The organism is Streptomyces sp. NPDC086147 (genome assembly GCF_040702165.1).
In the GTDB taxonomy this organism is placed as follows: Bacteria; Actinomycetota; Actinomycetes; order Streptomycetales; family Streptomycetaceae; genus Streptomyces.
On sequence record NZ_JBFBJO010000007.1, the window covers coordinates 210,622 to 233,034 of the forward strand.

The 22,413-nt window shown below is 73.3% G+C and carries 19 protein-coding genes and 1 pseudogene; 14 read left to right on the top strand and 6 right to left on the bottom strand.

Annotated elements, in window-relative coordinates; all coding sequences use genetic code 11:
* Window positions 1-183: 183 nt before the first annotated feature.
* Together AB0398_RS18340 and AB0398_RS18345 are read left to right on the top strand one after the other, a co-directional pair.
* Window positions 184-1,254: an ATP-binding cassette domain-containing protein gene (locus AB0398_RS18340; RefSeq protein WP_366376429.1), complete on the top strand. Its 1,071-nt coding sequence runs from the start codon at window positions 184-186 to the stop codon at window positions 1,252-1,254.
* On the top strand, window positions 1,251-2,078 hold the full coding sequence (locus tag AB0398_RS18345; RefSeq protein WP_366376246.1) for an ABC transporter permease: 828 nt from the start codon (window positions 1,251-1,253) through the stop codon (window positions 2,076-2,078). The genes AB0398_RS18340 and AB0398_RS18345 overlap by 4 nt, the downstream gene beginning before the upstream one ends.
* 91 nt (window positions 2,079-2,169) lie before the next feature.
* On the opposite strand, the gene serC is transcribed toward AB0398_RS18345, so the two are convergent.
* Window positions 2,170-3,288: a phosphoserine transaminase gene (gene serC / locus AB0398_RS18350; protein WP_366376247.1), complete on the bottom strand. Its 1,119-nt coding sequence runs from the start codon at window positions 3,286-3,288 to the stop codon at window positions 2,170-2,172.
* A 51-nt stretch (window positions 3,289-3,339) separates the two neighbouring features.
* Here serC and AB0398_RS18355 point away from each other — a divergent pair, with 51 nt between their 5' ends.
* A complete protein-coding gene (locus AB0398_RS18355) occupies window positions 3,340-6,183 on the top strand; it encodes an FAD-binding and (Fe-S)-binding domain-containing protein (protein WP_366376248.1) in 2,844 nt (947 codons plus the stop codon).
* A 97-nt stretch (window positions 6,184-6,280) separates the two neighbouring features.
* Here the strand turns inward: AB0398_RS18355 and AB0398_RS18360 are convergent, their stop codons facing one another.
* Complete coding sequence (locus tag AB0398_RS18360; RefSeq protein WP_366376250.1) at window positions 6,281-7,159, bottom strand: LysR family transcriptional regulator; 879 nt, start codon at window positions 7,157-7,159, stop codon at window positions 6,281-6,283.
* Window positions 7,160-7,319: 160 nt separating this feature from the next.
* On the opposite strand from AB0398_RS18360, the gene AB0398_RS18365 reads away from it, so the two are divergent.
* Together AB0398_RS18365 and AB0398_RS18370 are read left to right on the top strand one after the other, a co-directional pair.
* On the top strand, window positions 7,320-8,225 hold the full coding sequence (locus AB0398_RS18365; protein ID WP_366376431.1) for an EamA family transporter: 906 nt from the start codon (window positions 7,320-7,322) through the stop codon (window positions 8,223-8,225).
* 203 nt (window positions 8,226-8,428) lie between these two features.
* Window positions 8,429-8,722 carry a hypothetical protein gene (locus AB0398_RS18370; protein ID WP_366376433.1) on the top strand — a complete coding sequence of 98 codons (294 nt, stop codon included), beginning with the start codon at window positions 8,429-8,431 and terminating at the stop codon, window positions 8,720-8,722.
* A 54-nt stretch (window positions 8,723-8,776) separates the two neighbouring features.
* Here AB0398_RS18370 and AB0398_RS18375 read toward each other — a convergent pair whose 3' ends face one another.
* The gene (locus tag AB0398_RS18375) at window positions 8,777-10,744 is read right to left on the bottom strand and encodes an FG-GAP-like repeat-containing protein (protein ID WP_366376252.1); all 1,968 of its coding nucleotides are present in this window, start codon (window positions 10,742-10,744) and stop codon (window positions 8,777-8,779) included.
* A gap of 355 nt (window positions 10,745-11,099) precedes the next feature.
* Here AB0398_RS18375 and AB0398_RS18380 point away from each other — a divergent pair, with 355 nt between their 5' ends.
* Both AB0398_RS18380 and AB0398_RS18385 read left to right on the top strand, forming a co-directional pair.
* Complete coding sequence (locus tag AB0398_RS18380; RefSeq protein WP_366376254.1) at window positions 11,100-11,477, top strand: VOC family protein; 378 nt, start codon at window positions 11,100-11,102, stop codon at window positions 11,475-11,477.
* A 47-nt stretch (window positions 11,478-11,524) separates the two neighbouring features.
* Window positions 11,525-12,061 carry a hypothetical protein gene (locus AB0398_RS18385; RefSeq protein WP_366376256.1) on the top strand — a complete coding sequence of 179 codons (537 nt, stop codon included), beginning with the start codon at window positions 11,525-11,527 and terminating at the stop codon, window positions 12,059-12,061.
* A gap of 290 nt (window positions 12,062-12,351) precedes the next feature.
* Here AB0398_RS18385 and AB0398_RS18390 read toward each other — a convergent pair whose 3' ends face one another.
* Entirely contained in the window at window positions 12,352-12,936 is a 585-nt protein-coding gene (locus AB0398_RS18390) for a hypothetical protein (protein ID WP_366376258.1), read from the bottom strand.
* Between the two features lie 138 nt (window positions 12,937-13,074).
* Here AB0398_RS18390 and AB0398_RS18395 point away from each other — a divergent pair, with 138 nt between their 5' ends.
* Together AB0398_RS18395 and AB0398_RS18400 are read left to right on the top strand one after the other, a co-directional pair.
* Complete coding sequence (locus AB0398_RS18395) at window positions 13,075-13,263, top strand: DUF1272 domain-containing protein (RefSeq protein WP_366376260.1); 189 nt, start codon at window positions 13,075-13,077, stop codon at window positions 13,261-13,263.
* Window positions 13,264-13,582: 319 nt separating this feature from the next.
* Window positions 13,583-15,922, top strand: coding sequence for an excinuclease ABC subunit UvrA (locus AB0398_RS18400; protein ID WP_366376262.1), 2,340 nt, complete (start codon window positions 13,583-13,585; stop codon window positions 15,920-15,922).
* 204 nt (window positions 15,923-16,126) lie between these two features.
* Here the strand turns inward: AB0398_RS18400 and AB0398_RS18405 are convergent, their stop codons facing one another.
* Window positions 16,127-16,948, bottom strand: a complete 822-nt coding sequence (locus tag AB0398_RS18405; RefSeq protein WP_366376263.1) for a class I SAM-dependent methyltransferase — start codon at window positions 16,946-16,948, stop codon at window positions 16,127-16,129.
* Window positions 16,945-17,247, bottom strand: coding sequence for a hypothetical protein (locus AB0398_RS18410; protein ID WP_366376265.1), 303 nt, complete (start codon window positions 17,245-17,247; stop codon window positions 16,945-16,947). Before AB0398_RS18410 ends, AB0398_RS18405 begins: the two co-directional genes overlap by 4 nt.
* Window positions 17,248-17,320: 73 nt before the next feature.
* Between AB0398_RS18410 and AB0398_RS18415 the strand changes: the two are divergent.
* The 5 genes and pseudogenes from AB0398_RS18415 to AB0398_RS18435 all read left to right on the top strand — a co-directional run.
* Window positions 17,321-17,536: pseudogene (locus AB0398_RS18415) on the top strand (aminoglycoside phosphotransferase); the annotation flags it as partial.
* 177 nt (window positions 17,537-17,713) lie between these two features.
* Window positions 17,714-18,133, top strand: a complete 420-nt coding sequence (locus AB0398_RS18420; protein ID WP_366376267.1) for a hypothetical protein — start codon at window positions 17,714-17,716, stop codon at window positions 18,131-18,133.
* Window positions 18,134-18,262: 129 nt separating this feature from the next.
* The gene (locus tag AB0398_RS18425; protein ID WP_366376269.1) at window positions 18,263-19,063 is read left to right on the top strand and encodes a TIGR03084 family metal-binding protein; all 801 of its coding nucleotides are present in this window, start codon (window positions 18,263-18,265) and stop codon (window positions 19,061-19,063) included.
* On the top strand, window positions 19,063-20,760 hold the full coding sequence (locus tag AB0398_RS18430; protein ID WP_366376270.1) for an acyclic terpene utilization AtuA family protein: 1,698 nt from the start codon (window positions 19,063-19,065) through the stop codon (window positions 20,758-20,760). Before AB0398_RS18425 ends, AB0398_RS18430 begins: the two co-directional genes overlap by 1 nt.
* Before the next feature lie 46 nt (window positions 20,761-20,806).
* On the top strand, window positions 20,807-22,411 hold the full coding sequence (locus AB0398_RS18435; RefSeq protein WP_366376272.1) for a carboxyl transferase domain-containing protein: 1,605 nt from the start codon (window positions 20,807-20,809) through the stop codon (window positions 22,409-22,411).
* Window positions 22,412-22,413: the final 2 nt, after the last annotated feature.

Sequence of the window (22,413 nt, forward strand, 5' to 3'; positions counted from 1 at the left end):
GGCCACTTTAAAACGCTCCGTTTTGAAACTGAGTACGGTGTACTCACAATGGAGTACGGTGTACCCGGTTACGTGTTCCGAGAGACCCACCGACCGGAGGCCTCCGTGTCCCAGCACGCCGTCACGCCCGAACGCACCGACGCGCCCGCCCGCGTCCCCGAGTACGCCGTCCTCGCCGAGGGCCTGCGCAAGGAGTACCGGGGCAGGGGCGGCGCCACCCACGCCCTCGACGGCTTCGACCTCGCCGTCCGGCCCGGCACCGTCCACGGGCTCCTCGGCCCCAACGGCGCCGGGAAGACCACCGCCGTCCGCATCCTCGCCACCCTCCTCCGGGCCGACGGCGGACGCGCCGAGGTCGCCGGGATCGACGTCACCCGCGACCCGCGCGCCGTCCGCACCCGCATCGGGCTCGTCGGCCAGTACGCCGCCGTCGACGAGGGCCTGACCGGCCGCCAGAACCTGGAGGTCTTCGGCCGCCTCTTCCACCTCGGTGCCCGCCGCGCCCGTGACCGCGCCGCCGAACTCCTCGACCGCTTCTCCCTCACCGAGGCCGCCGACAAGGGCGCCGGCCAGTACAGCGGGGGCATGCGGCGCCGGCTGGACCTCGCCGCCTCGATGATCCTCGCCCCCGCCGTCCTCTTCCTCGACGAGCCGACCACCGGACTCGACCCGCGCGCCCGCGGCGAGGTCTGGGAGGCCGTCCGCACCCTCGTCGCGGGCGGCACGACCGTGCTGCTCACCACCCAGTACCTCGACGAGGCCGACCGGCTCGCCTCCCGGATCACCGTCGTGGACCGGGGCCGGGCCATCGCCGACGACAGCCCCGACGGCCTCAAGAACCTCGTCGGCGGCGACCGCGTCGAGGTCGTCGTCGCCGAGGCCGCCGACCTGCCCGCCGTCCGCGCGGTCCTCGCCCGGGTCGCGGGCGCCGAACCCCGCACCGACGAGGCCGAACGGCGCGTCCACGTGCCCGTCACCGACCGGGTCGCCGCCCTGACCGAGGTCGCGCGCACCCTCCAGGAGGAGCGGATCGCCGTCGAGGACCTCGCCCTGCGCCGCCCGGCCCTCGACGACGTCTTCCTCCGGCTGACGGGGCAGGAGGCCGATCGCGTCGGTGGGGAGGAGGCCGACCGGTCCGGTGGGGAGGGAGTCGATCGGCCCGGTGGCCGGGAGGCCGACCGGTCCGGTGGTCGGGAGGCCACCTCCCGTGGAACCGCCGCCCGTGGAACCGACGCCCAGGAGGCCGCCGCATGAGCACCGCCGTCACCACCACCACCGCCACCACCGGCGGGCGCGCCTACTGGGCCCTCGCCGACTGCCTCACCCTCGTCCGCCGCACCCTGCTCAACTACCGCCGCAACCCCGTCGCCATCCTCTGGCAGCTCGGCTTCCCCATCGTCTCCGTGCTGCTCTACGGGTTCGTCTTCGGCAGCGCGATGCGGGTGCCCGGCGGCGGCGACTACCGCGCGTTCCTGATGCCCGGCATGTTCACCATGGCCATGGCCTTCGGGCTCATGAACACCGCCGTGGCCGTCGTCACCGACAGCGGCAAGGGGGTCGTGGACCGCTTCCGGTCCATGCCGATGGCCCCCTCGGCCGTCGCCACCGGCCGCGCCCTCTCCGACCTCATGATCGCCACCGCCGAACTCGCCGTCCTGGCCGTCACCGCCCTCGCCATCGGCTGGACCCCGGGCAACGGCCCCGGCCCCGCGGTCCTCGGCTTCGGGCTGATCCTGCTGCTGCGCTTCAGCCTGATCTGGGCGGGCGTCTGGTGCGGCCTCGTGCTGCCGAACGCGGAGGCGGCCGGCGCCCTCTACGCCGTGGTCTTCCCGGTCACGATGATCTCCAGCGTGTACGTGGCGCCGTCCCTGATGCCCTCCTGGCTCGCGCCCGTCGCCGCCTGGAACCCGATCTCGTCCACCGTGACGGCCACCCGCGAGCTCTTCGGCAACCCGGGCGCGGGCGGCGGCTCCTGGATCGAGCAGCACGCCGTCCTCATGGCCGTCGTCTGGCCGCTCGTCCTCGTGGCGCTCTTCCTGCCCCTCGCGGTCCGCCGCTACCAGGCCCTGAGCCGGTGACGTACGCGCGAAAGGGCCCGGCACCGCGAGCGCGGCGCCGGGCCCTCCGTACGCGAAGTACGCGAAGTACGCGAATTGAGAGTCGGGGGAGTTACAGCTTCTCGATCACGTAGTCCACGCAGGCCGTCAGGGCCCGCACGTCCGCCGGGTCGATCGCCGGGAACATCGCGATCCGCAGCTGGTTGCGGCCCAGCTTGCGGTACGGCTCGGTGTCCACGATGCCGTTGGCGCGCAGCACCTTCGCGACCGCCGCCGCGTCGACCTCGTCCGCGAAGTCGATCGTGCCGATGACCTGCGAGCGCTTCGCCGCGTCCGCCACGAACGGGGAGGCGTACTTGGACTCCTCGGCCCAGGAGTACAGCGCGTCCGACGACTCCTTCGTCCGGGCCACGGCCCAGTCCAGACCGCCCTGGCCGTTGATCCACTTGAGCTGCTCGTTCAGCAGGAAGAGGGTCGAGAGCGCCGGGGTGTTGTACGTCTGGTTCTTCAGGGAGTTGTCGATCGCGGTCGGCAGCGAGAAGAACTCCGGGATGTGCCGGCCGGAGTCGTGGATCCGCTGCGCGCGCTCCAGGGCGGCGGGCGAGAAGGCCGCCAGCCACAGGCCGCCGTCGGCCGCGAAGGACTTCTGCGGGGCGAAGTAGTAGACGTCCGACTCGGTGATGTCGACGGGCAGGCCGCCCGCGCCGGAGGTCGCGTCGACCAGGACGAGCGCACCCTCGTCGGCGCCCGCGACCCGCTCGATCGGGGCCGCGACACCGGTGGAGGTCTCGTTGTGGGTGTACGCGTAGACGTCGACGCCCGCCTCGGCCACCGGCTCCGGGTGGGTGCCCGGGTCGGAGGAGATCACGCTCGGGTCGGCCAGCCAGGGAGCCAGCTTGGCGGCCTTCGCGAACTTGGAGGAGAACTCGCCGAAGGTGAGGTGCTGGGACTTGTTCTCGATCAGTCCGTGGGTCGCGATGTCCCAGAAGGCGGTGGAGCCGCCGTTGCCCAGGATCACCTCGTAGCCCTCGGGCAGCGAGAAGAGGTCACGGATGCCGGTACGCACCTCGCCGACCAGGTTCTTGACCGGAGCCTGGCGGTGGGACGTGCCGAGGAGGGAGGTGCCGGTGGCGGCCAGGGCGTCCAGCGCCTCCGTACGCACCTTGGAGGGGCCCGCGCCGAAACGGCCGTCGGCGGGCTTGATGTCAGCGGGAATCTGGATATCAGCCACGAGGCGGAGAGTATCGGGTCGGGGAGGGGACGGTCGCCGGATGTCCGCCCGATGAGACGAGCGAGGAGAGATCCTGGAGTTGTGGGAAGACACCGGGAACACGCGTCCGAGCTCGCCGCCGCCCTGCGTTCGGCCGTCGCCGGAGAGGTCGACTTCTCCGTCACGGCCAGGGCCCTGACCACCATGGACGCCTCCAACTACCGCCGCGTTCCGGCCGGTACGGTCGCCCCGCGCGACGCCGCCGACGTCGCGGCGGCCCTGGAGGTCTGCCGGGCGCACGGCACGCCCGTGGTCGCCCGGGGCGGCGGGACGTCCATCGGCGGGCAGGCCACGGGCACCGGCGTCGTGCTCGACCTCACACGGCACATGGGCGGGATCGTCTCCCTGGACCCGGAGGAGCGGACGGCGGTCGTCCGGCCGGGGCTCGTCCTCGACCGGCTGCGGGCGGCGGCCCGCCCGTACGGGCTCACCTTCGGCCCCGATCCGTCCACGCACAGCCGCTGCACGCTCGGCGGGATGATCGGCAACAACGCGTGCGGGGCGCACTCGGTCGCGTGGGGCACCACGGCGGACAACGTGCGCTCCCTCGATGTGGTGACCTACCGGGGCGCGGAGTTGACGCTCGGGCGGGAGGGGCGGGGCGCGCCGCCCGGACTGCGGGAGCTCGTGGAGGGCCACCTCGCCCTGCTGCGGACCGGTTACCCGGAGGGGCTCCCGCGCCGGATCTCCGGCTACGCCCTCGATGCGCTGCTCCCGGAGCGGGGCGTGGACGTGGTCCGCTCCTTCTGCGGCGGCGAGGGCACGCTCGGGGTGGTCACGGAGGCGACCGTACGGCTCGTGCCGCTGCCCGCCGAGCCGGTGCTCGTGGTCCTGGGGTACGCGGACGAGGGCGCGGCGGCGGACGCGGCGCCGGGGCTCCTGGAGCACGAGCCGCTGACGGTGGAGGGGATGGCCCTCGATCTCGTGCCGGACGCCGTGGGGCTGCCCCGGGGCGGGGCGTGGCTGTTCGTGGAGGTGGACGGCGAGGGGGCGGCCCGGCGGCTCGTCCGGGCGGCGGACGCGGTGGACGCGGCCGTCGTGCGGGACCCGGCCGGGCAGCGGGCGCTGTGGCGGATCCGGGAGGACGCGGCGGGGACGGCGACCCGGGCGCTCGGCGGGGGCGAGGCGTGGCCGGGGTGGGAGGACTGCGCGGTGCCGCCGGCGCGGCTCGGCGCGTATCTGCGCGCGTTCCGCGCCCTCCTCGCCGACTTCGGCCTCCGGGGGATCCCGTACGGGCACTTCGGGGACGGCTGCGTCCACGTCCGGATCGACTTCGACCTGTGGACACCGGAGGGGGTGCGGCACTTCCGCCGCTTCTCGGAGGCGGTGGCCGACCTGGTGGTCGCCCACGGCGGCTCGCTCTCCGGCGAGCACGGCGACGGGCGGGCGCGGGCCGAACTGCTGCCGAGGATGTACGGGGAGGAGCTGGTCGGGCTCTTCGGCGCGGTCAAGGACGTGTGGGACCCGGACGGGGGCCTGAACCCGGGGATGCTGGTCCGGCCGGGGCGGCTGGACGAGGGGCTGCGGTTCGAGGGCCTGCGGTTCGAGGGGCTTCCGGTGGTGGGGCCTTCGTCGGAGGGCCCTCCGTCGGAGGGGCTCGCCCTGGCCGGGCTTCCGGTCGCGGCGGTGGGGCGGGCGGCGGCCCGGTGCGTGGGGGTGGCCAAGTGCCGGGTGGAGGGGCCGAGTTCGGGGACCGGCGTGATGTGCCCCTCCTACCGGGCGACGGGCGAGGAGCGGCACTCGACCCGGGGGCGGGCGCGGCTGCTGCACGAGATGGCGCTCGGGGAGGTCGTCACCGACGGCTGGCGCTCGGAGGAGGTCCGCGAGGCGCTCGACCTGTGCCTGTCCTGCAAGGGCTGCCGCAGCGACTGCCCGGTGGGCGTCGACATGGCCGCGTACAAGGCGGAGTTCCTGGACCGGCACTACGCGGGCCCGCTCGGTCCGCTGCGCCGGCCGCGCTCGCACTGGACGATGGGGAGGCTGCCGCACTGGCTGGACGTGTTCGGGCGGGGGCTGAACGCGGCGATGCGGCTGCCGTTCGCGGCGCGGCTCGCGGGGGTGACGCCGGAGCGGACGATGCCGAGGGTGGCGGCGGCCTCGTTCACGTCCTGGTTCGCGGAGCGCGCCTCGGACCGCCCGCCGGCCCTGACGCTCTGGCCCGACACCTTCACCGACCACCTGTCCCCGGAGGTCGGCCGGGCGGCGGTCCGGGTCCTGGAGGACGCGGGGCTGGGCGTGCGGCTGCCGGAGGGGCGGGTGTGCTGCGGGCTCACGTACGTGTCGACGGGGCAGTTGGGGGCGGCGAGGCGGGTGATGCGCAGGACGCTGGACGTGCTGGACCCCCCGGACGGGGGCCTGCCCGTCGTGGTCCTCGAACCCTCCTGCGCGGCGACCCTCCGCACCGATCTGCCCGAGCTGCTGCCGGACGACCCCCGGGCCGCCCGGCTCGCCGCCTCCGTCCGCACCTTCGCCGAGGCGCTGGAGGAGCTGGCCCCCGACTGGGACCCGCCGCGCGTCGACCGCCCGGTCACCGGCCAGACCCACTGCCACCAGCACGCCGTCCTGGGCGACGCGGCCGACCGGCGGCTGCGCGCCCGCGCGGGCCTCACCGGCGGCCTGGCGGGCGGCTGCTGCGGTCTGGCGGGCAACTTCGGCTTCGAGCCGGGCCACTACGAGGTCTCGGTCGCCTGCGCCGAGGACCAGCTCCTGCCGGCGCTGCGGGACGCGCCCCCGGACGCCGCCGTCCTGGCGGACGGCTTCTCCTGCCGCACGCAGATCGCCGACCTGACGGGCGGCCGGGGACAGCACGTGGCGGAGCTGCTCGCGGAGGCGGTGGACAAGGCGAGCGGGGTCTGAGGGCCCCTAGGGGCGTGTCCGGCGTGGTCATGAGCACGCCGGGCATCGAGCGCAGGGGCCGGGGGCCGCCGCGGCGGGGTGCGGGGCCTCGGGGATCTCACTCTTCGGCCGGTTCCGGCTCCTCCCGGGTGGCGATCTCGCGGGCCAGCGCCGCCAGGGCCGCCGTCGCCGGGTGCGGGAAGGCGTCCCGCCAGGCCAGGACGACCGGGAGCGGGGGCGCGTCCGGCAGGGGGCGGTAGACGACGCCGGGGTACGGGTGGAGGGCGGCGGTGGAGGCGGAGGAGACGCCGACGCCCCGGCCGGCGGCGATGGCGGTGAGCCAGTCGTCGGTGTTGGCGACGGTCAGGGTGGCCGCCGGGCGGGCGGCGGCGGGCCACAGGGTGAGGGTGGTGGTGCCGGAGACGGTGTTGAGGACGACCGTCTCGCCGGCCAGCTCGCCGAGCGCGAGCCGGGGCCGGCCGGCGAGCGGGTGGTCGGCGGGCAGCGCGGCGACCCGGGGCTCGGTGGCGAGTTCCTCGGTGACCAGGCCGGGGGCGTCCACGGAGCCCCGGAGCAGGGCGGCGTCGACCTCGCCGCGGACGAGCCCGGCGGTGCGGTCGTCGACGCGGAGGAGTTCGAGCGGGGTGCCGGGGTGCTCCCGCTGCCAGCGCCGGAGCAGGGGAGTGGTGTACGGGCCGAAGGCCGACCAGGCGTGGCCGAGGCGCAAGGGGCGGCGGCGGAGCCCGGCCGGGTCGACGGCGGCGTCGAAGGCGGCGAGGGCGGCGGCGGCCCGGTCCCGGAAGGCGAGGCCCTCGGAGGTGAGGGCGAGGTGGTGGGTGGAGCGGTCGACGAGCCGGACGCCGAGGTGGCGTTCCAGGGCGGCGAGGGTGCGGGAGACGGCGGGCTGGGTGAGGTGGAGCCGGGCGGCCGCCCTGGTCAGGCTGGACTCCTCGGCGATGGCGAGGAAGCAGCGGAGGTGGCGTAGCTCGATGCTCATGCGCTCGGAGCATAACCGCAGCGCAAGAGGCATTTCCGCTGCCGCGCGGGGGCCCGTACGGTGAGGTGGTGCCGCATCGGTCCCGGTGCGGCGGACCTTCGTGCGCGGCGTGGCCGCGTGTCGTGTTGAGGAGCAGCCGGTGGACAGTCCGGTCAAGGACGTGGCCCCGGTCGCGACGGCGGCGGGGCCCGGGGACGTTCCCGTACGGGACGGGGACGGGGGCCCGGGCCGCCGGCTCGGCCCGGTCGCGCTGGTCGTCACGAGCGGGCTCTCCATCCAGTTCGGGGCCGCCTTCGCCGTGCTCCTGATGCCGCGCGCGGGCGCCCTCGGCGTGGTGACCCTGCGGCTCGTGCTCGCCGCGGCCGTGCTGCTCGTCGTCTGCCGGCCCCGGATCCGCGGCTACGGCCGCGCGGACTGGGGCACGATCGTCGCGTTCGGCACGGCGATGGCGGGGATGAACATCCTCATCTACCAGTCGTCGAGCCGGATCCCGCTGGGCGCCGCCGTGACCCTGGAGGTCCTCGGCCCGCTGATCCTCTCCGTGGTCGCCTCGCGCCGCTGGGCGAACCTGCTGTGGGCCGGGCTCGCGCTCGTCGGCGTAGTCCTGCTCGGCGGGGGCGGCTTCGACCGCCTCGACCCGCTGGGGGCGGCCTTCGCGCTCGGGGCGGGCGGCATGTGGGCCGCGTACATCGTCTTCGGCGCCCGCACCGGCCGCCGCTTCCCGCAGGCCGACGGGCTCGCGCTCGCCATGGCCTTCGGCGCCCTCCTCAGCCTGCCGCTCGGCCTCGCGGAGGCGGGCGGCCGGCTCCTGGTGCCGTCGACGCTCGCCCTGGGCCTCGCGGTCGCGCTGATGTCGTCGGTCCTGCCGTACACCCTGGAACTCCTCGCGCTGCGCCGCATGCCGGCGCCGACCTTCGCGATCCTGATGAGCCTGGAGCCGGCCATCGCGGCCATGGCGGGCTTCCTCGTCCTCAGCCAGGCCCTGTCGACCGTCGACGCCCTGGCCATCGCCCTCGTGATCGCGGCGAGCATCGGGGCGGTCCGCACGACCCGCCGGAAGGGGTAGGGGTCCGGGCGCGTGCCGTGCCTCTTTCCGGCCAACTGTGGCCGATACCGGCTCTCCTGAGTAGGGGCGCGGCGGCCCGTCCGAGTACCGGCACTCAAGCTCCGGCGGTTTCGGGGAACGAGAGTGGGGCCAGACCGAACGACCGACAGGAGACCACCGTGACCACCCCCCTGAACGGCAAGGCCCCTTCCCTCCGCCGCCGGATCCGCGTCTTCGCGGCCACTGCGCTCACGGGAGCGGCCGCGGTCCTGACCCTGACCGGCTGCTCCGGACTCTCCTTCCAGGACGCCGTCTGCGGCGGGGGCGAGTACCCCGTCCTGGCCGTCGGCGGGACCGGATCCGCCTGCGTCAAGGACGGCGAGAAGGTCCCGGAGGGCTACACGCGCTACCCCGAGGGCAAGGTGCCGCGGAAGGTGGACGACGAGTGGGACGTGTACTGGCGCACCCACACCGTCGACAAGGACGGCAACGTCGTCGACGCGCCCGAGGCGGGCTGACCGGGCCGTGGGGGAGGCGAACTCCCTCGCCTCCCCCACGGCCCGGGGCGAACGTCAGACGCAGCGTCCGTCCATCCAGTCGGTGAGGCCCTTCGTCCACGAGGTGGCCACACGGGTCGGCTCGGCGTCCAGCGCCCGCTGCCAGGAGGCGTAGTTGCCGGAGGCCGGCAGGGGCGGCTCCTGCCACTTGACGGTGTCGAGCCCCCACGTGGGATGGCCGGTGAGGGTCGCGGAGAGGCCTGCGGCGCCGACCCGGCTCCGGAGCTCCGGATCCAGGTCCGTGTCACTCGTGTAGATCATGATCTCCTGGGACGCGATGCGCTCCTTGATCGGGTCGAGCACCTCCTTCCAGGCCGCCTCCCTGATCGACGAGTCGCTGTGGAGGAGGTACTCCTTCGTCTCGCCCTTCACCTCCACCAACACGACCATGCCGAGGGACTTGGCGCTGTCGAGCCACTCGCGGAACGTGTACACGGTCTCGCCCTGGTAGGGGCCGCGCGTGATGGTGCGCCCCTTGAGCGGGTTCGTTCCGTTCGACCACGTCAGATCCGAGATGGAGGCGGACGATCCGGTCAGCCCGTAGGTGGTTTTGTTGTGCCACATCACGGCCTTGCTGCCGTCCTTGGTCAGCCGCAGATCGGCCTCCACCCCGGCCGCGCCCCAGCTCTTCTCCTGGGCGAGGCCCCTGGGGTGGTTCGCCGCACGGATCTGGTCCTCTCGCCAGCCGTCCGCCTCCGTGGGCCACCCGCCGTGCCCGAACACCGCGGGACAGTAGGGCAGCGTGGCGGGGCTGGTGTACCCCTCCATCATGTGGACCTGGCTGAAGGTCCAGTTGCCGGGCTCGGACTCCCAGCTGTGCAGGGGGCTGTTGAGGGCACCGTCGGCCCTCGCGGTGAAGGTGATCGTCTTCACCCGTCCGTCGGCGTAGCCGTAGAGGGTGGCCAGGTCGTCGCGGCCGTCCCCGTCGAAGTCACCGGTGACGATCTTCATGCGCGAACGGTCGTACGAGCCCGCCGGGAGGGTCAGCATGTCCCGCCGGTCGCCGAACCTTCCGTCCGTGCCGAGACGGAAGCCGATCACCGCGTCGTGCCCGTCCGCGTAGTCGTACCAGGCGGCCAGTTCGTCACGGCCGTCACCGTCGAAGTCACCCGCGTGCAGACTCGCCTGCCGGAACGTCCAGCCCGTGGACTCCCAGCCGTGCACGGGCTCGGCGAACCCGCCGTCGGTCCGCCCGGCCCAGTACATCAGTTTCACACTGCCGTCCCGGTACCCGTACAGCGCCGCGAGGTCGTCACGGCCGTCCCCGTTGAAGTCGCCGGTGGCGAACTTCATGCGGTTGACGTGCCAGCCGTCCCCGGGGGCCCGCTCGAAGGAGGAGGAGTGCGCGCCGAAACCGCCGTCCGGGCGGGCGAGCATCGTGAAGAGCTTGTCGCTGCCGTCCCCGTAGGCGTACCAGACGGCGACGTCGTCACGGCCGTCCCCGTTGAAGTCGCCGGCCTGGGCGGTCATGGCGTCGAAGTTCCAGTTGCCCGGCGCGGCGGTCCAGGAATGGAGGGGCCCCGTGAAGCCGCCGTCTCCCCGGCCGAGCCAGGTCAGCAGGGTGACCCGGCCGTCCTCGTAACCGTAGAAGGCCGCGAGGTCGCCCACGCCGTCGCCGTTGAAGTCGCCGGTGAGGCGCTTCATGTTCTCGGCCCAGTAGTTGCCCGCGGGGGTCTCCCAGCCCACCCCGGGCGCGGCGAAGGCGCCGGTCGGGCCCGCGAGGAAGGTGCGTACGGCGTCGTGCCCGTCCGCGTAGTCGTACCAGGCGGCCAGATCGCTGCGGCCGTCACCGTTGTAGTCGTGGCGGACACCGGTGCCCGGCCCGGCGGCCTTGCCGGTCGGCGTGTCCGCCGCGCCGTCGAACGCCGCGGCCGTCCCCGCCGGTTGCCCGGGCGTGGCGGTCGCGCTACCGGCGCTCGTGGACAGGCCGAGCAGAGCGAAGCACAGCGCCACCGAGCCCACCGCTATGGAAGGTCTCCTCATCCAGCTCTTCACATCCCTTGACGTCGAACGAGAAAAACGCACCCCTCGGCGGGGGTGCGTAGGGAGCGGGCCCCGCCCGGCCGGACCCCTCATCTCGCCACATTCATGACAAAAATGACGACCGACGCCCGCGGGGCCGTCGGTCATTAGATCACCCAAGATCCTTCCGAGACCGGTGAAGCGGGAGACCGGGCGTCCCCGCCTCGCGGTGGCGTTCGGCGTGCGCGGTTTCGGCGTCCGGTCCGGAAGCGAGAGCTCGATCCGCGCCGACCGCGCGTCGGTCGACGGCACGACCGGACGATCCGAACGAAACGGCCCCGGCCCTGATCCGCCGGACACGGCCCAGGCTCCCCAGGTGATCGCCGACCTCCGGTGTCTCGTCCTCGACTGTCCCGAGCCCCGCGCGCTCGCGGAGTTCTACCGGGCCGTGCTCGGCGGGGAGGTCGACCGCCCGGACCGGCGCCGGGCCCTCGGCGAGGGCTGGTCCACGCTGCACGCTCCGGGCGGCCTCGTCCTCTGCTTCCAGGGCGTCCCCGGCCACCGCCCGCCGACGTGGCCGGACCCGGCGGCCCCCCAGCGGTCCCACCTCGACTTCGGCGTCCCCGACCTCGACACCGCCCACACCCAGGTCCTCGCCCGGGGCGCGACCCTCCTGGACGCGGGGGAGGGAAACCGGAGCCGGCTGGTGTACGCGGACCCGGCCGGGCACCCGTTCTGCCTGGTCCGGCACTGAGTCCGGCGCTCAACGGCTCCGGGGCCGGGGGGAATTAGACTCCGGTGGTGATCGAAATCCTCGACGACCTCGACGTACTGCTCCAGCCGTACATCGACCTCACGACCGTCGGGATGGGAGGCACGGCCCTGGGGGCACCGGCCACCGACGTCCCGCGCCGGAGCATCGTCCAGGCCCAGTCCTCCCTGGTCGCCCGGTACCGCGGGGGGACCGCCACCGGAAGTGAGTACTTCGACGCCGAAGGGCGGCGGCTGACCCTCGACGAGGTCGTCGACCACGCCGTTCGCTCGGACGGGTTCCTGTACTGCGCCGACGAGCTGACCTACAAGGTGCGTGGCGGAACGGTCGTGGGCTTCGCCCTCCACGGCCCGCACCTGTCCCACTTCGCCCACCTGACCTCGTACGAGGAACTCCTGACCGCGTTCGGCAGACCCGACCGGGTGCGGGAGAACAAGACGCACGGCGAGCTCATGAGCTACGGCGTTCACTACTGGGGTTCGCGGAAGCAGGTGTGGTGGGATGCCTGGGACCATCGCGTGAGCCTGATCAACATGGGCGAGTTCGAGGGAAGCACGGGCCCGTGACCGCCCGCGCCGGACCCGGGCGACGCGTGCGCGTCGCGGCGCGGCCCCGGTGCGGTGAACTCCCCCGCTCCGGGGCGGGCGCCCCGCACGGCACCTGACCGTACGGGGCCGTTCGCCTGTCCGCGCGGTACGTCACGGCGTACGAGGCGGCGTGGGCACGTGCGGTCCCGCACGCCGAGTACCGGCCGGATCGAGGGAATCCCGCCGGAGCCCGCCGGCCTGTCAGTCCGGCGATCCGGCGGCCCGTCTCCCCTGCCGTATTCCTCCGGTGCTCAGTATTCCTCCGGTGCTCAGTCGAAGAGATCCAGCAGACCCGTCCCCGACCCGTTGTCGGCCGAGCGGGCCCGCATCGGGCGCGGTTCCGGGTACGTGGCCGTCGCGGCCCTCGCGCGGACCGCTTCCGGGCCGCCGCACGCCGTGACCGCGAAGTCGCCGAAGGTCCTGGCGAACGCGGCCGGGTCGCGGAACTCCACGCCGTAGGCCCGGCCGTCGTGCAGCGGCACCCACACCACCCGGTCGGACCGCGTCCACTCCGCCACCGGCCGCTCGTCCGCCGTCGACCGGCCCTCCAGCCACAGCCGCGCCACGTGCAGCAGGTTCACCTGGTCCATCGGCAGCCGCTTGCGCCGTACGCGCAGTTCCCGCGTCGTCAGGGTGACCAGGTGGTCCTTCCGCGCGTACCAGACGACACCGATCCCGAACGGCACCCACAGCAGGATCCCGATCAGCGGCCAGACGAGCGCGTCGCCCCACGACCGGACCAACCCGCCGTCCAACAGGTACAGGGCCCCGAAGACCACGACCCACTTCGCCGTCATCCGCCAGAACCCGGTGCCCTGCCGGTACAGGACCCGCTGCTTCCCCGTAGTCGTCATGCCCGCACGCTATCCGCCGCCCGAACGGGCCGAACAGGCGGCCCGATTCCGTCGAATCCTGGCCGCCGGACTGTTGAGGCGGGCGGGGCGGGTGAGGAGCATGGGTGGTCACAGTCGTACGAGGGAGGGGAGCCGATCATGGCCCTGGAGATGCGGAACCGGTGCGAGCGCTGCGAGACGGTGGTCCTGGCGGCGGACGGGCCCGCGCGGATCTGCTCGTACGAGTGCAGCTTCTGCGTGGGGTGTGCCGACGCGATGGGGAGCATCTGCCCCAACTGCGGGGGCGAGCTCGTCCCGCGGCCGCGCCGTTTCACCGGGCTCGGGTGAGGCCGTCGGTCGGGGATGGGCCCGGGCCCGGGCCCGGGAAAAGTTTTCTGGAAACCTCGCGTGGAGGCGCGCATGCCCCGCCGCTTCCCGGGCACACGGAGGGGGAGCGCGTGGGACCGCTCCAGAACGCCGGGCCCGTGGTTCCCCCCGTACCGCGGGCCCGGTGAAGCAGAGCGCGCGGCCCGTACACCTGGCGGAGGTACGGGCCGCGCGCCGTTCGTTCTCCGTAGGGGTTCCGTAGGGGGATTTCCTCGTCGGCCTCGCCGCACCGGGCGCGTGGCGCACCTCCCCGGCCCCCGGCCGCACCATGATGGCGCCCATGAACGCGAACGCCCGCAACGTCGCAGACGAATCCGTCATCCGTGTCGTGGGAGCGGCCGCCAACAACCTCAGGAACGTCACCGTCGACCTGCCCAAGAAGGCCCTGACGGTCGTCACCGGCGTCTCCGGGTCCGGCAAGTCCTCGCTCGTGCTCGACACCGTCGCCGCCGAGGCGCAGCGCCTCGTGAACGACTCGTACCCCTCCTTCGTGCGCAACCGGCTCCCGCACATGCCGGCGCCCGAGGTGCAGTCGATGAGCGGGCTCACCTTCACCGCCATCATCGACCAGCGCCGCTTCACCGGGAACGCCCGGTCCACCGTCGCCACGGCCTCCGACATCGCCCCGCTGCTCCGGCTCGTGTTCTCCCGGATCGGCGAGCCCTCCGCCGGGTACTCGCCCGCGTACTCCTTCAACGACCCCTCGGGCATGTGCCCCGACTGCGAGGGCCTCGGCACCGTCGTCGACATCGACGTGGACGAGCTGATCGACCCCGAGAAGAACATCGACGAGGGGCCCGTGCGGTTCAGCCAGTTCCGGCCCGGCGTCTACCGCTGGAAGCGCTTCGCCTACTCCGGCCTCTTCGACCGGAAGAAGCCGCTGAAGGACTACACGGAGGAGGAGAGGAACCTCTTCCTCTACGCCGAGCAGCTCAAGCTGCCGGATCCGGACCCGCGCTTCCCCAAGACCGCCCGCTTCGACGGCGTCGTCACCCGGATGCGCGACGTGTACGTGAAGAACCGCCCGGCCAAGATCTCCCCGCAGGTCCACGAGGAGCTGGAGCGCCTCACCACGCACCGCGTCTGCCCCGCCTGCGACGGCACGCGCCTGAACGAGGCCGCCCGCGCCAGCCTCGTCGACGGGCGTTCGATCGTGGACTGGTCGGCGATGTCGGTCGCCGAACTCCGCCGCGTACTGGGGGACTTCGACGATCCACGTGTCGCGCCCGCCCTCGCCGGCGTCCGCCACACCCTGGACGCGCTGCTCTCGGTCGGGCTCGGCTACCTCTCGCTCGACCGCGAGTCCTCGACGCTCTCGGGCGGCGAGGCGCAGCGCGTGAAGATCGTCCGGCACCTCGGCAGCGCCCTCACCGACATCACCTACGTCTTCGACGAGCCCTCCACCGGTCTCCACCCCGCCGACGTGCGGCGCCTCAACCAGCTCCTGCTGAAGCTGCGCGACGCCGGCAACACCGTCCTCGTCGTGGAGCACCACCCCCAGGTGATCCGCGTCGCCGACCACGTGGTCGACATGGGGCCGGGAGCGGGGTCGGAGGGCGGTCTCGTACGGTTCGAGGGGACGCCGGAGGAGCTGCGGGCGAGCGACACGCTCACGGGGCGGCTGCTCTCGACGCCGCTGGAGCTGCGGCGCGAGGTCCGCGAGCCGCGCGGCCGGGTCCGGGTCGAGCGCGCCTCCGCGCACAACCTCACCGGCTTCGACGTCGACGTCCCGATCGGCGTCCTCACCGCCGTCACGGGCGTCGCCGGCTCCGGCAAGAGCTCCTTCGCCGTCGACGAACTCCCGCGTCAGCACCGCGAGTTCACGGTGGTCGGACAAGACCCCCTGCGCGGCGGCGTGCGGTCGATGTCGCTGAGCGTCCTCGGCGTCGCCGACGGGGTGCGCGAGGCGTTCGCCGCCGTGTCCGGGCTCGAACCGTCCTGGTTCAGCTTCAACTCCAAGGGCGCCTGCCCCGCCTGCCGGGGCAAGGGCCACATCACCACCGAACTCGCCTTCCTGGACGACGTCGCCACCCCCTGCGACGCCTGCGGGGGCGAGCGCTTCAACCCCACGACCCTGAAGGCGGAGCTGGACGGCCACACGATCGCCGACGTCCTGCGGATGTCGGCGGGGCCCGTGGCCGACCTCTTCGCCGACCACCCCGGCATCGCGGGGCCGATGCGGTGGCTGGAGCGCGTCGGGCTCGGCTACACCGCCGTCGGGCAGTCGCTCGACACCCTCTCCGGCGGCGAGAAGCAGCGACTGCTGCTGGCCCGCCACCTCAGCGCCGCGGCTTCCGCCTCCGGGGCCGGTTCCGGCTCCGGTTTCGGCTCCGGCTTCACCGAGGAGCGGATCGTCCTCGACGAGCCGACGACCGGCCTGCACCCCAGCGACGTGGAACGCCTCGACGCGCTCTTCGCCGACCTCGTGGACGCGGGCGCGACCCTCGTCGTGGTCGAACACAACCTCCGTGTCGTCGCCCAGGCCGATCACGTGATCGACATCGGCCCGGGCGCGGGCGCGGACGGAGGCCGCCTGCTCTTCGCCGGGCCGCCGGCTGAACTGGCGGAGCGGGAGGACTCGTTGACGGGGCGGGCGTTGGCGGCTGCGGCGAAGGGGTGAGGACGTACGACACCGTGACCGCCGGAAGAGGCCGGTGCGGTGGCGGTCGGCGCGTGTCCCGAACATCGCGTCCACGGCGGTTTTCGAGAGGGTGCTGCGGGCAGCACCTTCACTCTGGCTGACCTGCTGGTTCCTCGTCCCCGGGATCCCTCGCCGCCGATGGCGGTCCACGCCTGGCCCACTGGGCCCGAGGGTGACCTCTTTCTACCGACCTGGTCCCTGGCAGACGAGTATGCCGCCCAAGCAGGTGACCCGGAAGGCGCCCTCTGTCTGGATGGTCTCGTCGACCCGCTCCCGCGCGCGCTCGATCGTCTCCCGGAACGGAACGCCCATCTTGTCCGCCCAGGCTTCGTACGAGGCCAAGTGCGCGACGACCGGTTCGGCGTCGGTCACCTCGATCACTCCTGGCAGGGGGATCGTACGGATCTCGCCGAAGACCGCACCGAGGATCGCGGGCGCGTCCTCCAGGGTGAAGCGAGCAGAGAGCTGCACTCGGGCCGGGCCCTCCTGGATGCCCAGCACATCGCCCGCGGCTCGGCGCCAGAGGTGCTCCAGTTCCAGCTTGTCGGTCCTGCTGTTGGTGGAGACGATCGCGATTCCGCCGGGCGCCAGTACACGGCCCAGCTCCCGCACGGCCTGGGCCTGGTCCTCGACGTGGTACAGCATGTGGAGCGCAAGGACCGCACCAAGGGCCCCATCCGCGATTGGCAACTGCTGGGCGTCCGCGACGACGGCTCCAGGGATCGCGGCGAGGATGCCGTGAGAGACATCCATGGCCAGCATGTTCAGGTCGGGACGGTCCTCCCGCACCCGGGCGACGAACTTCCCGTTTCCGCACCCCACGTCCGCGACCGTCCCGCGTACGCCGGCCAGTTCGTTCACGACGATGCCCGGCAGGTCGTGGCTGGGGGTCTGCCACCGGTAGAGGGATTGGCGGGCGGCCAGGTGCTGACCCGTGCCGTACGCCTTGGTGGAAAGGAGGCTGCGGTCGGTGACCAAATGATCAGGCGTGGGTTGAGCGGTCATCGGGCCTCCGTGAGGTTGCTGGCGAGAGCGGGCCGGACGGTCACCTCGTGAATGTGCGCGCGGAGATCGACTGCCGACTGCGCGCCACGGTACGGCTCGCTTCCGAGGAGCGCGGCCAGATTGCGGAGCCTGATGGTGATGCTCGCCGTGAATACCTCAGCGGTGAACACTTCCGAGAGCTTCGCACCGGCTTTCTCAACCTCGCCGCTGGCAAGATAGGCCGTGGCCAGGTCCAGGTGGGCGGCTTGGAGATCGCCGGGGGAGCGGTCGGCTTCCGGCCCGGCGTGGTACAGCTCCACGGCACGAAGGGAAGCGCCTACGGCTTGCCGGGTCTGCTCGTCGCTCCCGACGGCCAGCAGGGTGGTACCGGCCATCTGGCTCATCGCCGCCGGTCACGACCCCGCATCCGCCGAGCGCTGGGCCGCCGAAATCCCCTCCTGGCACACCGCCCCCGCCGAGGGCGTCACCGCCTTTGCCGCCGCCAACGCCAACGTCTGGTCCGAGATCGGCAACGCCGACCCCGACCCGTGGACCCTGCGCCTCGCGGCTGCCGCCACGACCTGGCACGCACACCGCAGGACCGGTTGAACCGAACCCTTCACCGGGGCGAGCCGAACGTTCCGGCGCGGCGGGACCGCGCTGCCTTCCCACCGGCCGGATGCCGCCGCCTGGGAGTGGGCGTACGGGCGTGTCCTCCGCGCGGACGATGACCAACGTCCGGGGTCTATAAACTCGATGTATACATGGTGCGTATAGTCGGGTGTCATGGCGTCATCCGCAACCACCCCCGCCCTCCCCCGCCTCCTCAAAGCGCTGATCGTCTCGTCGGTCGGCGTCGCCGCCTCCCATCTGGTCCTGTCCGACACCCTCTACTTGTCGTTCACCGCCCAGGCCTCCACCGCCCTCGGGGCCGGGGGTGGTTACTCCTCCGACCAGGCGTTCACCTCTGCCCTCGTCAACACCTTCCTGCTCATGCCGTTGGTCCTGTGGATCGGCATGCGGATCACCGGGGAGCGAAAGGTCGGTCCGATGGTGGCGGTCGGGACGGCGGGGTGGGTCGCCGCCGTCGGCCACGGCGTCGACGTGCTCGACAGCGGGCCCGGTGCCATCCTCCCCCTCGGCTCCCTCGCCCTCGTCGTCGGCGCCGCCTCCCTCGCCTCGTTGATGCGGCGGTCCCGGGCGTAGGTCGGGGCGGGGTCGGTTCAAGCTCTTTCCAAAACTAAAGCAAGCACGCTTGCTTGTTTCTCTCCCCGCTGCCATGCTCCTCCGCGAAGGCCCGTGACCGGGACCGCCCGTCCCCGAGGGGAGCGCACCGTGTCCGACCCCGTCGTCCTCCTCGACGACCTGCGCGACGAGAGTGAAGAACTCGACCTTCTCGTAAGCGAGTTGAGTGGAGAGCAGTGGGAGGCTCCGACCCCCGCCCCCGGCTGGACGGTCGCCCATCAGATCGCCCACCTCGCCTGGACCGACCGGGCCGCCCTCCTCGCCGCCACCGACGCCGACGCCTTCGCCGCCGAGACGGAGAAGGCCCTCGTCGCACCCGACCGCTTCGTCGACGAGGGCGCCGAGGAGGGGGCCGCGCTGCCGCCCGCCGAGCTGCTCGCCCGCTGGCGCGCCGACCGCGCACGGCTCCAGGAGGCCCTGCGCACCGCCCCGCCCGGCACCCGCTTCCCCTGGTACGGGCCGCCGATGAGCGCCTCCGCCCTGGCCACCGCCCGGCTGATGGAGACCTGGGCGCACGGCCAGGACGTCGCCGACGCCCTCGGGGTCGTCCGCGCCCCGACCGCCCGCCTCCGGCACGTCGCCTGGATCGGCCACCGCGCCCGCGACTACGCCTACTTCGTCCGGGGCGAGCAGCCTCCCGCCGAACCCTTCCGGGTGGAACTCGTATCGCCGAGAGGGGAGTTGTGGACGTACGGGCCCGAGGGCGCCGCCCAGCGGGTCACCGGGCCCGCCCTCGACTTCTGCCTCCTCGTCACCCAGCGCCTCCACCGCGACGACACCGCCCTCGTCGCCCACGGCCTCGACGCCGCGCACTGGCTGACCATCGCCCAGGCCTTCGCCGGACCCGCGGGCGCGGGGCGCCCGGCCCGCACCACGCCCGGGGAGGCCTAGTGGTCCTCCGCATCGGCAACGCCTCCGGCTTCTACGGCGACCGCTTCGACGCCGTCCGCGAGATGCTCACCGGCGGCGGCCCCGGCGGCGAGCTGCACGTCCTCACCGGCGACTACCTCGCCGAGCTGACCATGCTCATCCTCGGCCGCGACCGGCTCAAGGACCCGGCCGCCGGGTACGCCAAGACCTTCCTGCGCCAGATGGAGGAGGGCCTCGGCCTCGCCCACGAGCGCGGGACCCGGATCGTCACCAACGCCGGCGGCCTCAACCCCGCCGGACTCGCCGACGCCCTGCGCGCCCTCGCCGACAAGCTCGGACTGCCCGTACGGGTCGCGCACGTCGAGGGCGACCGGCTGCCCGCCCGGGACGGCGCCCTCGCCGCCAACGCCTACCTCGGCGGCGCCGGCATCGCCGCCTGCCTCGCCGCCGGCGCCGACGTCGTCGTCACCGGCCGCGTCACCGACGCCGCCCTCGTCACCGGGCCCGCGCAGTGGCACTTCGGCTGGGGCCCGGAGGAGTACGACCGGCTCGCGGGCGCGGTCGTCGCCGGGCACGTCCTGGAGTGCGGCACCCAGGCCACCGGCGGCAACTACGCCTTCTTCCGCGACCACGACCCCGCCCTCCTGCGCCGCCCCGGCTTCCCCGTCGCCGAACTCCACGACGACGGCTCCTGCGTCATCACCAAGCACCCCGGCACCGGCGGCCTCGTCGACGTCGGCACGGTGACGGCCCAGCTCCTCTACGAGACGGCGGGCGCCCGGTACGCCGGACCCGACGCGACCGCCCGGCTCGACACCGTACGGCTCGTCCAGGAGGCCCCCGACCGGGTCCGGATCGAGGGCGTCCGGGGCGAGGCCCCGCCGCCCACCCTCAAGGCCGGGCTCAGCCGCCTCGGCGGCTTCCGCAACGAGGTCGTCTTCGTCCTCACCGGCCTCGACGCCGAGGCCAAGGCCGCGCTCGTGCGGGACCAGATCGAGGACGCCTTCGTACGGGGCGGGTCCCGTCCGGCGGAGGTGCGGTGGGACCTCGTCCGCACCGACCGGCCCGACGCCGCCACCGAGGAGACCGCGAGCGCCCTGCTCCGGCTCGTCGTCCGCGACCCCGGCCCCGACGCCGTCGGCCGCACCCTGACGGGGGCGGCCATCGAACTGGCCCTCGCCAGCTACCCCGGCTTCCACGTCACCGCCCCACCCGCCAAGGGTTCCCCCTACGGGGTCTTCGAGACGGTGTACGTGGACGCCGCCGAGGTCCCGCACACGGCGGTGCTCCCCGACGGGACCCGGCAGGGGATTCCCGTACCGGCCCACAGCCGTGAGCTGGAGCCCGTGCCCGAGCCCGAGCTTCCGGAGCCGCCGGCCGACGGGCCCGTCCGCCGCGTTCCCCTCGGCCGGATCGCCGGGGCCCGCAGCGGCGACAAGGGCGGCGACGCCAACGTGGGCGTGTGGGTGCGCACGGAGGAGGAGTGGCGCTGGCTCGTCCACGCCCTCACCGTCGAACGGTTCCGCGCGCTGCTGCCCGAGACGGCGGACCTGCCCGTCGTCCGGCACGTCCTGCCGAACCTGCGGGCCCTCAACTTCACCGTCGCCGGGATCCTCGGCGAGGGCGTCGCCTCCCAGGCCCGCTTCGACCCCCAGGCCAAGGCCCTCGGCGAGTGGCTCCGCTCCCGCCACGTGGACGTACCGGAGGGGCTGCTGTGACCCCCGCCCGCCCCGTACCCCGCCGCGCCCCCCGAGAGGAATCCCCGTGACCGTCCTCGCCTCCGCCCTCGACACCGGCGGATCCGACTACGCCGACGCCCGCGCCGCCATGCTCGACAAGCTCGCCGCCCTCGACGCCGAGCACGCCAAGGCCCTCGCGGGCGGCGGAGAGAAGTACACGGCCCGGCACCGGAAGCGCGGCAAGATGCTCGCCCGCGAGCGGATCGAGCTGCTGATCGACCCCGACAGCCCCTTCCTGGAGCTGTCGCCGCTCGCCGCCTGGGGCAGCGACTACACCGTAGGGGCCTCCCTGATCACCGGGATCGGGGTGATCGAGGGCGTCGAGTGCCTGATCACCGCCAACGACCCGACCGTGCGCGGCGGCGCCTCCAACCCGTGGACCCTGAAGAAGGCCCTGCGCGCCAACGAGATCGCGTACGCCAACCGGCTCCCCGTCGTCTCGCTCGTCGAGTCCGGCGGCGCCGACCTGCCCTCCCAGAAGGAGATCTTCATCCCGGGCGGGGCGCTCTTCCGCGACCTCACCCGGCTCTCCGCCGCCGGGATCCCCACGATCGCGGTCGTCTTCGGCAACTCGACGGCCGGCGGCGCGTACGTCCCCGGCATGTCCGACCACGCCGTGATGATCAAGGAGCGGTCGAAGGTCTTCCTCGGCGGACCGCCGCTGGTGAAGATGGCGACGGGCGAGGAGAGCGACGACGAGTCCCTCGGCGGCGCCGAGATGCACGCCCGGACCTCCGGCCTCGCCGACCACTACGCCGTGGACGAGGCCGACGCGCTGCGCCAGGCCCGCCGGATCGTCGCCCGCCTCAACCACCGCAAGGCGCACCCGGATCCGGACCCGGCCTTCGTCGAGCCGCCGAAGTACGACGGGGAGGAACTCCTCGGGATCGTCCCCGGCGACCTCAAGACCCCGTTCGACCCGCGCGAGGTGATCGCCCGGATCGTCGACGGCTCGGACTTCGACGAGTTCAAGCCGCTGTACGGGCCGAGCCTGGTCACCGGCTGGGCGTCGCTGCACGGCTACCCGGTCGGCATCCTGGCCAACGCGCAGGGCGTCCTCTTCGGGCCCGAGTCGCAGAAGGCCGCGCAGTTCATCCAGCTCGCCAACCAGCGGGACGTCCCGCTGGTCTTCCTGCACAACACCACCGGCTACATGGTCGGCAAGGAGTACGAGCAGAGCGGCATCATCAAGCACGGCGCGATGATGATCAACGCGGTCTCGAACTCCAGGGTCCCGCACCTGTCCGTCCTCATGGGCGCGAGCTACGGCGCCGGGCACTACGGCATGTGCGGCCGGGCCTACGACCCCCGCTTCCTCTTCGCCTGGCCCAGCGCCAAGTCGGCCGTCATGGGCCCGCAGCAGCTCGCGGGCGTCCTGTCGATCGTGGCGCGGGCCTCCGCCGCCGCGAAGGGGCAGCCGTACGACGACGAGGCCGACGCCGGTCTGCGGGCGCTCGTCGAGGCGCAGATCGAGTCCGAGTCGCTGCCGATGTTCCTCTCGGGACGGCTCTACGACGACGGGGTCGTCGACCCCCGCGACACCCGCACGGTCCTCGGGCTGTGCCTCTCCGCGATCCACACGGCACCGGTCGAGGGCGCGCGCGGCGGCTTCGGCGTCTTCCGAATGTGAGG

Bases quoted from the DNA above. Each gene is read 5' to 3' on its own strand.
- AB0398_RS18345 (WP_366376246.1), top strand. From the start codon at position 1,251: ATGAGCACCGCCGTCACCACCACCACCGCCACCACCGGCGGGCGCGCC.
- AB0398_RS18355 (WP_366376248.1), top strand. From the start codon at position 3,340: ATGAGACGAGCGAGGAGAGATCCTGGAGTTGTGGGAAGACACCGGGAA.
- AB0398_RS18360 (WP_366376250.1), bottom strand. From the start codon at position 7,159: ATGAGCATCGAGCTACGCCACCTCCGCTGCTTCCTCGCCATCGCCGAG.
- AB0398_RS18375 (WP_366376252.1), bottom strand. From the start codon at position 10,744: ATGAGGAGACCTTCCATAGCGGTGGGCTCGGTGGCGCTGTGCTTCGCT.
- AB0398_RS18390 (WP_366376258.1), bottom strand. From the start codon at position 12,936: ATGACGACTACGGGGAAGCAGCGGGTCCTGTACCGGCAGGGCACCGGG.
- AB0398_RS18395 (WP_366376260.1), top strand. From the start codon at position 13,075: ATGGCCCTGGAGATGCGGAACCGGTGCGAGCGCTGCGAGACGGTGGTC.
- AB0398_RS18400 (WP_366376262.1), top strand. From the start codon at position 13,583: ATGAACGCGAACGCCCGCAACGTCGCAGACGAATCCGTCATCCGTGTC.
- AB0398_RS18405 (WP_366376263.1), bottom strand. From the start codon at position 16,948: ATGACCGCTCAACCCACGCCTGATCATTTGGTCACCGACCGCAGCCTC.
- AB0398_RS18420 (WP_366376267.1), top strand. From the start codon at position 17,714: ATGGCGTCATCCGCAACCACCCCCGCCCTCCCCCGCCTCCTCAAAGCG.